At 72.2% G+C, this 6361-nt stretch carries 7 protein-coding genes and 1 tRNA gene; 4 read left to right on the top strand and 4 right to left on the bottom strand.

Annotated features, from left to right (window positions below; translation table 11 throughout):
• From ABD794_RS05240 to ABD794_RS05230, 3 genes are all read right to left on the bottom strand, one after another.
• The coding region (locus ABD794_RS05240; protein ID WP_344961117.1) for a Stp1/IreP family PP2C-type Ser/Thr phosphatase at positions 1-1434 on the bottom strand (1434 nt) is incomplete at its 3' end.
• Between the two features lie 75 nt (positions 1435-1509).
• Positions 1510-2052 (bottom strand): FHA domain-containing protein FhaB/FipA, encoded by a 543-nt coding sequence (locus ABD794_RS05235; protein WP_344961114.1) that lies wholly within the window; start codon positions 2050-2052, stop codon positions 1510-1512.
• A gap of 10 nt (positions 2053-2062) precedes the next feature.
• Entirely contained in the window at positions 2063-2926 is an 864-nt protein-coding gene (locus ABD794_RS05230; RefSeq protein ID WP_344961113.1) for an FHA domain-containing protein, read from the bottom strand.
• Between the two features lie 370 nt (positions 2927-3296).
• Between ABD794_RS05230 and ABD794_RS05225 the strand changes: the two genes are divergently transcribed.
• Positions 3297-3383, top strand: a tRNA-Leu gene (locus ABD794_RS05225).
• Positions 3384-3501: 118 nt separating this feature from the next.
• Here ABD794_RS05225 and ABD794_RS05220 read toward each other — a convergent pair.
• Complete coding sequence (locus tag ABD794_RS05220) at positions 3502-3936, bottom strand: MarR family winged helix-turn-helix transcriptional regulator (protein ID WP_344961111.1); 435 nt, start codon at positions 3934-3936, stop codon at positions 3502-3504.
• 83 nt (positions 3937-4019) lie between these two features.
• Here ABD794_RS05220 and ABD794_RS05215 point away from each other — a divergent pair, with 83 nt between their 5' ends.
• Genes ABD794_RS05215 through ABD794_RS05205 form a run of 3 tightly spaced genes read left to right on the top strand, consistent with a single transcriptional unit; the run spans position 4020 to position 6266 of the window.
• Positions 4020-5045 (top strand): ABC-2 transporter permease, encoded by a 1026-nt coding sequence (locus tag ABD794_RS05215; protein ID WP_344961110.1) that lies wholly within the window; start codon positions 4020-4022, stop codon positions 5043-5045.
• 47 nt (positions 5046-5092) lie between these two features.
• The gene (locus tag ABD794_RS05210) at positions 5093-5908 is read left to right on the top strand and encodes a J domain-containing protein (RefSeq protein WP_344961109.1); all 816 of its coding nucleotides are present in this window, start codon (positions 5093-5095) and stop codon (positions 5906-5908) included.
• Between the two features lie 10 nt (positions 5909-5918).
• A complete protein-coding gene (locus tag ABD794_RS05205) occupies positions 5919-6266 on the top strand; it encodes a rhodanese-like domain-containing protein (RefSeq protein ID WP_344961108.1) in 348 nt (115 codons plus the stop codon).
• Positions 6267-6361: the final 95 nt, after the last annotated feature.

Genomic DNA, 6361 nt, shown 5'->3' with positions numbered 1-6361 from the left:
CGCGGCCCCGGTGGGCTTGCCGTTCTCGGGCTTCCGGCCGTCCGGCTGCGGTGCGTCCGGCTTCTGGCTCTCGCGCTGCCGCCGTTCGGCCTTCTGCTGCTCGTCCTTCTTCTTGCAGGCGCTGGCCAGCGTGCCGAGGTCCTTGACCTTCTGCACCGCCTGGTCCCGGCTGCCGACCGCGATCGTGTCCTCGACCCGGCCCCGCTGGTCCACGGGGAGGTACTTGAGTTCGATCTCGGGGTGGTCCTGGTACAGCCTGCTGAGGCTGATCCAGGCGAGGTCCTGGTTGATGCCCTGGTAGAGGGCGACGTGGGAGTTGTCCTTGGCACCCACGTAGTACTGCGTCTGCGTCCACTCGTAGCCGCCGTAGAGGCCGCCTCCGACGACGCCGAGCACCACGGCGATGATCAGCGACCGCTTGACCCAGCCACCGCGGCGGGGCGGCCGGGCCGGCTCGATGCCGTCCTCGTCGTAGTCGTCGTGGAACGCGCCGAACGCGCCGTCCGGGGCGTCGCCCACGGCCGGGCCGCTGCCGGGCGGGCCGAAGCCGCCGGACGGGCCCGGGGCGGGCGGGGTGCGGCCCAGCTCGGACGCGCGTCCGGCCGGGGTCTGCATGGCGCCCAGGTGGCCGAGGGGGAACTGGTTCTCGGCGACCGCGCCGACGACCACGGGGGTGTCGCTGAACTGCTGGGCCGCGAGGGTGTCCCCGCCGTCCACGTCCAGCACGTCCGCGACGATCACGGTGACGTTGTCCGGGCCGCCGCCGCGCAGGGCGAGCTCGATCAGCTCCTGGACCGTCTCCTGCGGGCCCTGGTAGCTGGCCAGCCGCTCCTCGATGGTCTCGTGGCTGACGACCCCGGAGAGGCCGTCGGAGCAGATCAGATAGCGGTCGCCGGGCCGCACCTCGCGGATCGAGAGGTCGGGCTCGACGTGGTCGCCGCTGCCCAGCGCACGCATCAGCAGCGAGCGCTGCGGGTGCGTGGTGGCCTCCTCCTCGGTGATCCGGCCCTCGTCGACGAGCCGCTGGACCCAGGTGTGGTCCTGGGTGATCTGGGTGAGGACGCCGTCGCGCAGCAGGTACGCGCGGGAGTCGCCGACGTGCACCAGGCCGAGCCGCTGACCCGTCCACAGCAGGGCGGTGAGCGTGGTGCCCATGCCCTCCAGCTGCGGGTCCTCCTCGACCATCGAGCGCAGCTGCTCGTTGGCGCGGTGGACGGCGGTGCCGAGGGAGGTGAGGAGGTCGGACCCCGGGACGTCGTCGTCCAGGCTCACCAGGGTGGAGATCACCTCGGAACTGGCCACCTCGCCCGCGGCCTGGCCGCCCATGCCGTCGGCGATGGCGAGCAGCCGGGGACCGGCGTAACCGGAGTCCTCGTTGCCTTCCCGGATCATGCCCTTGTGGGATCCGGCGGCGAAACGCAGCGACAGACTCATGCGCACCTCGCCAGTCGGCTCCGGGTACAGCCCCTTGCCCACCTCGATGCCCACCCTCCGGTCGTCATGGTCCTACTACTTCCGCAGCTCGATGACGGTCTTGCCGATGCGGATCGGCGCGCCGAGCGGGATCGGGGTCGGGGTGGTCAGCCGGGTCCGGTCGAGATAGGTGCCGTTGGTCGAGCTGAGGTCCTCGACGATCCAGCGTCCGTCGCGGTCCGGGTAGATCCTGGCATGCCGGCTGGAGGCGTAGTCGTCATCCAGCACGATCGTCGAGTCGTGGGCCCGGCCGAGGGTGATGGTCTGGCCCTGCAGGGCCACGGTGGTGCCGGTGAGGGTGCCCTCCGAGATCACCAGCTTGGTGGGGGCGCCGCGGCGGCCGCGGCTCTCGGCCCGGCCGGCTCCGCGCCGGCCGCCGGACTGCTGGCGCTGCGGCGGCGGCGTGGTCTGCTGGGCCGCCCGCTGTGCGGGACGGGTGTCGCCGCCGCGGCGCGAGCCGCGCGCGGTCACCCGGGTGCCGAACAGGTCGCTGCGGATGACCTGGACGGCCACGATGACGAACAGCCACAGTACGGCGAGGAAACCCAACCGCATGACCGTGAGGGTCAGCTCTGACATTGCCCCCGCTTCACCCTTCGGCTTGCCGGTAAACGATGGTGGTGCTGCCCACGACGATGCGTGAGCCGTCGCGGAGCGTAGCGCGCGTGGTGTGCTGCCCGTCCACGACGATGCCGTTGGTGGACCCCAGGTCCTGGACGGTCGCGGGGGTGCCGACGCGGATCTCGCAGTGCCGGCGGGAGACGCCGGGGTCGTCGATCCGGACGTCCGCCTCGGTGCTGCGGCCCAGCACCAGGGTGGCCCGGGAGATCTGGTGGCGGGTGCCGTTGATCTCGATCCAGCGGCGCATGCGCTCTCCCGCGCCGGCACCCGGCCCGCCCGCGCGGGGCTGGGGACGGGCCGCACCGGGCGGCGGGGACGAGGGCATGGGCGGGGCGCCGGCCGGCCGCTCCGGGTAGCCGCCGCCCTGGGGGGCGGGGGAAGCGCCGCGGGGGGCGCCCGCGCCGTACGTCGGCTGGTGGGCCGCCTGCCCCTGGTATCCCTGCGGTTCCTGGGACTCACTGGACGCCAGGGTGCGGCTGCGCACCCGGTACAGCCCGGTGTCGAGGTCGTCCGCCTTCTCCAGGTGGACCTTGATGGTCCCCATGAAGGTGTACCGCTGCTGCTTGGCGTAGTCGCGGACCATGCCGGCCAGTTCGTCGCCGAGCTGGCCGGAGTACGGGCTGAGCCGCTCGAAGTCCGGGGCGCTCAGCTCCACGATGAAGTCGTTGGGAACGACCGTGCGGTCACGGTTCCAGATGGTGGCGTTGTTGTCGCACTCGCGCTGGAGTGCGCCGGCGATCTCGACGGGCTGCACCTCGGACTTGAACACCTTGGCAAAGGTGCCGTTCACGAGACCTTCGAGTCGCTGCTCGAAGCGCTTCAGTACTCCCACGGGGCACCTCCTTCCCTCGGTGACGCCTGTGATGCTCGGTGCCGTTCCTGATACTGCTTACTGATCGTATCCACGCGCCGGGAAAACGGCTGGTTCCCCTTCGGCGCCAGGAGTGATGAGTGTCGCCTACGCACTGCCTCCGCGCTCCCTCACCGCTCCTCACCCGGATCGTAGAGCTGCCGGAGAGCCAGTGTCCCGCAACCGGCGGCGTCCCCGCGGGTGCCCGGGGGGCCTCCCCGGGGCCCCCGGTAGATCACGGGTGTGAAGGGACCCTCCGGGGCGTGCTAATGTTCTGCATGTCGGAAGGCGGGCGCACCGCGAACCGGACGGAAGTCCGGAGAGGGAGCGCAAGCCGGAAGGCACACCCAATGCGCGGGTGGCGGAATAGGCAGACGCGCTGGATTCAGGTTCCAGTGCCCGCAAGGGCGTGGGGGTTCAACTCCCCCCTCGCGCACCATGAGGAACAGGCCTCGTCGTGAAAACGACGGGGCCTGTTTCGTTGTGTTCGGACACCGTTCGGTGTGCCTTATCTCTCAGCCCCTCCTCCCGCCCGCGGGCCCGGCCCGCGACCCCGGTCAATCCCGGGCTGATCCCGATGCGTTGTAGCGCAGCAGGTAGGACGCGAAGCGGGCCAGGTCGTCCTCGTTCCAGTCGGCGAGGCGCTCCTCGAAGGCCGTCCGGCGGCTGGCCGCGACCTGGTCCAGGACCGCGGTGCCGAGGTCGGTGAGGTGCAGCACCTGGACCCGCTGGTCCTGCGGGTCGGTGCGGCGTTCGACGAAGCCGAGTTGCTCCAGGGCCGCGATCTGCCGGCTCACCGTGGACTTGTCGAGCAGGTAGTGCGCCGCGAGGTCGGTGGCGCGGCACCCCCGCTGGTCCTGGAGGTGGGCGAGGAGGGTGTACGAGACGAGCGACAGCTCGGGGTGGAGCTGCGCGGCGGCGGCTCGGGCCCGGCGGGCGAAGGCCGTCAGTTCGCGCTGGATGGTGTCCAGGGAGTCGGCTCGGTGCGGCACGAGGGTTCCTTCCGTCGCTTTGGTTGTATAGTACAACTGGATAGAGAGTTGTATAAGCCAACCAACCTTGGAGAGGGGTGCCCATGAGGCCCGCGACGCGCAGCGCGCTCCGGCACGTGCTGACCCACCTGCTCACCCCGCTGCTGATGTGCGTCGGAATGGGGCTCGCCTACCTCGGTGCCTTCGCGCAGCCCACGCCGCACGAGCTGCCGGTGGCGGTCGTCGGCTCCGGCCCGCGTGCCGAGCACCTGGCGGCGGCGATCGGTGAGAAGGCGGGCGACAAGCTGTCCGTCCGCACCGTGGCCGACCGGGGCGCGGCCGTGCGGGCGCTGGAGCACCGGGAGGTCTTCGGGGCGTACGTCCCGGACCGGCGCGCGCCCGAGCTGCTGGTCGCCACGGCGGGGTCGGACACCACGGCCTCGGCCGTGCAGAAGGTCTTCACCCCGGTCGCCGCGCGCCAGGGCGCCCCGCTGAAGGTGACCGACGTCGTCCCGCCCGCCGGGCACGACCCCACCGGACAGGGCATCTTCTTCCTGCTCGTCGCGCTGAGCATCGGCTCGTACGCCTCGGTCGCGGTGCTCGGCGGAGCCGGCGGCGTGCTGCCGCTGAAGATACGGGCGGCGCTGGCGGCCGCCGTCTCGCTGGTGGTGAGCGTGATCGGGACCGTGCTGGCCGGGCCCGTCTTCCAGCTGGTCGAGCACGACCTGTGGGGGACCTGGGGGCTGGCGTGGATCTACTCGGCGGGCGTGCTGTTCGTCGGGACCGGGCTGCACACCTTCCTCAAGCGGTGGACGACCCTGGGCGTGATGGTGCTGTTCGTCATGCTGAACTTCACCAGCTCCGGCGGTGTCTTCCGGCCCGAGCTCCAGAACGGCTTCTTCAGGGGGCTGCACGGTTTCTGGAACGGCGCCGGCTTCGTGGAGGGCACGCGCAGCCTCGTGTACTTCGACGGCCACGGGCTCGGCGGGTACGTGGGCACGCTGGTGGCGTGGCTCGCGGTCGGCCTGGTGGTGCTGGGTGCCGCGTGGGCCGTGGAGCGGCGGGGGCGCGTGCAGTCCGCCCGGGCCGCCGAGGCGGAGGAGGAGATGGAGGAGGCGGTCGGCGTCTGAGGCGGTACTCGGGCGATGCGTCGCGGCGGAGCTCGTACGCTGGGCGGGTGACGAATCCGGAGACCGAAGTTCCGTCGGAGCCCGGCACCGACCGGCTGGCACAGGCCGTGCGGACGGCCGAGCAGGCGCTGATCGAGTTCGAGATCGCCGTGGAGACCTTCCGGGTGGAGGTGGAGAACTTCTCCCGCCTGCACCACCAGCGGCTCGGGCCCCTGTACGCGCGGCTGGAGGAGCTGGACGCGCTGATCGCCGAGGCCGTCGCGGCGCGCTCGGGCGACCCGGAGGACCTGCGGCGGGCCCGGGAGGCGCGGGCGCTGGTCCAGCCGATGCCCGGGGTGGAGGAGCTCTTCGGGGGCTGGCTGGATTCGGAGGGGCTGCCGCCCGAGGCGTCGGCGATGCTCACCGGGCAGCGGGTCCGCCCGCCGCAGCGGGTGCGGCCCAGCGACGGGGCCCGCAAGGCGTACCGCGAACTGGTCCGCCGCGCCCACCCCGACCTGGCGCCCGACGAGGGCGACCGACGGCGGCGCGAGTCCTTCATGGTGCGGGTCAACGCGGCGTACGCGGCGGGGGACGAGGCGCTCCTGGGGGAGCTGGCCGAGGAATGGGCCGCGGGGCCCGTCCCCGCCCAGCGGCGGCCGAGCCCCGCCGAGGAGCTCTACGCGCGGCTGGAGTGGCTGGCCCGGCGCAAGGAGATGCTCTCCGCCGTGGCCGCGGAACTGGAGGCGTCCGCGATCGGCTCGATGATCAAGATGGCGCCGGACGACCCGGACGGGCTGCTGGAGGAGGTCGCGGGCGGGCTGCTGACGCAGATCGCCGAGCGCGAGGCCCGGCTGGCGGGGATGACCGACCAGCGGTTCGGGTAGCGTCGGGCGCATGACTTTCGGATCCAGTGTGCCCACGGTCAATGTCGGCGATCTCTCGGCGGGTGACCTCCTGCTCGACGTGCGCGAGAACGACGAGTGGGAGGCGGGGCATGCGGAGGATGCGCTGCATGTTCCGATGAGCGACTTCGCGGTGCGGTACGGGGAGTTGTCGGACGTGATCGACGACGGGCGGCGGGTGAATGTGATCTGCCGGTCCGGCGGGCGGTCGGCGCAGGTCACCGCGTATCTGCTGCAGCAGGGTCTGGACGCGGCGAATGTGGCCGGCGGGATGGAGGCGTGGGCCGCGGCGGGGCGGCCGGTTGTCGCGGCCGGGGGTGCGGCGGGGGCTGTGATCTAGGGGGAGTTTGCCCCTGGCCCGCCCTTTCGTCGTTTCCCGGGGAGACCCCGGACCCCGTTCGCCCTTCGGGCGAAGTCCTCAAGCGCCGGACGGGC

It is taken from the genome of Streptomyces thioluteus, from assembly GCF_039535865.1.
This window is presented reverse-complemented; position numbering and strand designations above follow the sequence as displayed.

What these genes read in the sequence shown, in the direction of transcription:
- ABD794_RS05215 (WP_344961110.1), top strand. Translation starts at nt 4,020, where the DNA reads ATGAGGCCCGCGACGCGCAGCGCGCTCCGGCACGTGCTGACCCACCTG.
- ABD794_RS05205 (WP_344961108.1), top strand. Translation starts at nt 5,919, where the DNA reads ATGACTTTCGGATCCAGTGTGCCCACGGTCAATGTCGGCGATCTCTCG.
- ABD794_RS05235 (WP_344961114.1), bottom strand. Translation starts at nt 2,052, where the DNA reads ATGTCAGAGCTGACCCTCACGGTCATGCGGTTGGGTTTCCTCGCCGTA.